This window comes from Vibrio genomosp. F6, from assembly GCF_005146325.1.
Lineage (GTDB): Bacteria > Pseudomonadota > Gammaproteobacteria > Enterobacterales > Vibrionaceae > Vibrio > Vibrio cortegadensis.
The window spans coordinates 4689-7146 of the sequence record NZ_SYUT01000067.1 but is presented as its reverse complement, the minus strand read 5'-3'; the positions used below and the strand labels follow the sequence as shown (position 1 = coordinate 7146).

Genomic DNA, 2458 nt, shown 5'->3' with positions numbered 1-2458 from the left:
GTTGGGAATCCGTCTTAAACGCATTGTTATGCTCGTACTTCAACACGATCCCCATGACTTGGTGGAGTAGATGTAACAACGAAATGTAGGTCTGTTTGACCTCGATTACTCAATTGGTGTGGAGTATCACTTGCCACATGAAAACCTTGATTTTCGAGTAATTCAAAAGTTTCTCCGTTTACTTCTAATGTCGCACAGCCAGATATAACAAAGAAAAACTGTTCTGACTTCTTGTGGAGGTGACGAACCTCAGAGCCACCAGGAGGAACTCGTTCTTGAATTACACTGAGGTTCTGAGACTTAACTAGGTGCCAACCATCACACTGCTCGCCCCATTGATAATGTTCAGAATTTTTCACGGATACTACTGCCAAATTTCCTCCTAGAGCATAGACATAATGACCCCCACGAGGTGCTAGCCTCCAATTTCGTGGGTTAGCTTAAAGCCAGAGCCATAATTAGTGTGTCAAACAGCTAAATTTGGAGACTAGCATGAATAACGATAGCATAATTTTTATTGGCTTAGATACGCATAAATCATTTATCCAAGTCGCCACCTTGCAAGAGCAACGCGGGGCTAAACCTGAGCATTTAGGACGGATAAAGTCCAATAAGTCCGCCCTCATTAAACTCGCACAACAGTTGCAATCGAAATATCCAAAAGCCACACTTCACTTCATTTATGAAGCGGGGCCATGTGGGTACTGGACATACCGCTTACTGACCAGTCTTGGTCACTGTTGTTATGTTATCGCCCCTTCACTTATTCCCAAGAAATCCGGCGACCGAGTAAAAACTGACAAACGGGATGCAGCAAAGCTGGCTCAACTTTTTAAGGCCGAAGAGCTGACTCCTATTTACGTGCCCGAAGCGGAAGATGAAGCCATTCGCGATCTTTCCCGAGCCCGAGAAACGGCCATGAAGGACTTAAAAGATGCGAAGTTCCAACTAAAAGGCTTTCTTCTTCGTAATAACATTCAAGCGACGGTAAACGATAACTGGTCTAAAAAACATCTACGGTGGCTAACAGACCTCATTTTACCTCACCATAGCCAGCAAATAGTGCTTCAAGAAATGATCATCACCATCAGTGAGCGAATGCAAAGGTTACAACGGATGGACAATGAGCTGCTCCATCAAGTAAAAAACTGGCGCTACTATCCTGTCGTGAAAGCGATCCAAGCGATGCGGGGCGTGCGACTTCTCGTCGCTCTCGGCACCATTGCTGAACTGGGCGATTTACGCCGTTTCGACCACCCCAGAAAACTCATGGCTTACCTAGGGTTAGTGCCTACCGAAAGTTCCAGCGGTGGGAAAACTCGACGCGGCAGTTTAACCAAGTGTGGTAATAGTCGAGCGAGGCGATTACTCATCGAGGGCGCTCACACTTATAAACACAAAGCAAACATCTCAGTTGAATTGCAACGAAGACAAGAAGGTCTACCGAAAGAGATTGTCGATATTGCTTGGCACGCACAACAAAGGTTATGCCGTCGTTACCAGCGTTTACTGCAAAAAGGTAAACACAGAAATATCGTCGTCGCTGCAATAGCACGAGAGATGATCGCTTACATCTGGGCAATCGCAAGAGAAGTCGTCGTAAGCGAAGCCGATCCAAAAGCTCGAATAGCAAGGCTACCGGCATGAGAAAAGAATTAGTGTTATCGCATTGGATGAAGCATCGGGTGTGGCGCAACCACCGACGGCGTTAAGACGGCAATAAAGCTCACGCTTTATTGAACCACGAGCATAGACTGAAGCCAGGTGCCACGACGGAACAAGTAAGGTAGGCTCTGCTCATCGAGAGATGGGTAATCCACGAATATCAGCATGAGAACCGACGAAATTACTTGCTTCATCTATGCGTTAACACTATCCCAAAATAAACAAAAGGCTCTGAAATGTGGGAGCAGAAACTTCTACGTTTATATTTGACAAAGGGGGTCATATCAACGCCCTGTTAAGCGGCTGCCAACTTACCAAAAAACCTAACTAAACCACCGTAAACACTGTACCAGACAAGAACCAAAAATGCCCAGCGTTGGCAGTCCGTCTTGAACAGATTGTTAGTTGGTTAGATTACTCTGAAGTTTCGATGTTCCACCGTAGAAACAGGTACAGCATAAAAAGCAGTGAACGACCAAAACCTAACGACCACCGTTGCTTTAGCACAACCAATTTTGAAGCTAAGCGAGTTCATTGCATACCAAAGTAACTGAAACTGATGTACCTGATACGCCAGTTAATCAAACCAGATATCTAACTTGATTAGGCAAGCAACCTTAATTCTTATCCAAGAGTGGTGATTTGATGCTTGCCGAGATACGGTGAACGAACACAAACCACACCCACGAAACTTGTACCTTAAACCAAGAAACCAATACCAACTAACGCCGCGTTAAGTGGTGAGCAACGCCAACCACCCTACCTAAAATATTGTGCCGTATACACTAAAGCT

3 protein-coding genes are annotated in these 2458 nt (G+C 45.2%); 1 reads left to right on the top strand and 2 read right to left on the bottom strand.

Going from position 1 to position 2458, the window contains the following annotated elements:
- Positions 1-26: 26 nt before the first annotated feature.
- Entirely contained in the window at positions 27-374 is a 348-nt protein-coding gene (locus tag FCV43_RS18460) for a cupin domain-containing protein (RefSeq protein ID WP_136995992.1), read from the bottom strand.
- A 118-nt stretch (positions 375-492) separates the two neighbouring features.
- On the opposite strand from FCV43_RS18460, the gene FCV43_RS18455 reads away from it, so the two are divergent.
- On the top strand, positions 493-1647 hold the full coding sequence (locus FCV43_RS18455; RefSeq protein WP_136995991.1) for an IS110 family transposase: 1155 nt from the start codon (positions 493-495) through the stop codon (positions 1645-1647).
- Positions 1648-1733: 86 nt separating this feature from the next.
- On the opposite strand, the gene FCV43_RS20800 is transcribed toward FCV43_RS18455, so the two are convergent.
- Positions 1734-1859, bottom strand: a complete 126-nt coding sequence (locus tag FCV43_RS20800) for a hypothetical protein (RefSeq protein WP_276607074.1) — start codon at positions 1857-1859, stop codon at positions 1734-1736.
- Positions 1860-2458: the final 599 nt, after the last annotated feature.

What these genes read in the sequence shown, in the direction of transcription:
- FCV43_RS18455 (WP_136995991.1), top strand. Translation starts at nt 493, where the DNA reads ATGAATAACGATAGCATAATTTTTATTGGCTTAGATACGCATAAATCA.
- FCV43_RS20800 (WP_276607074.1), bottom strand. Translation starts at nt 1,859, where the DNA reads ATGAAGCAAGTAATTTCGTCGGTTCTCATGCTGATATTCGTGGATTAC.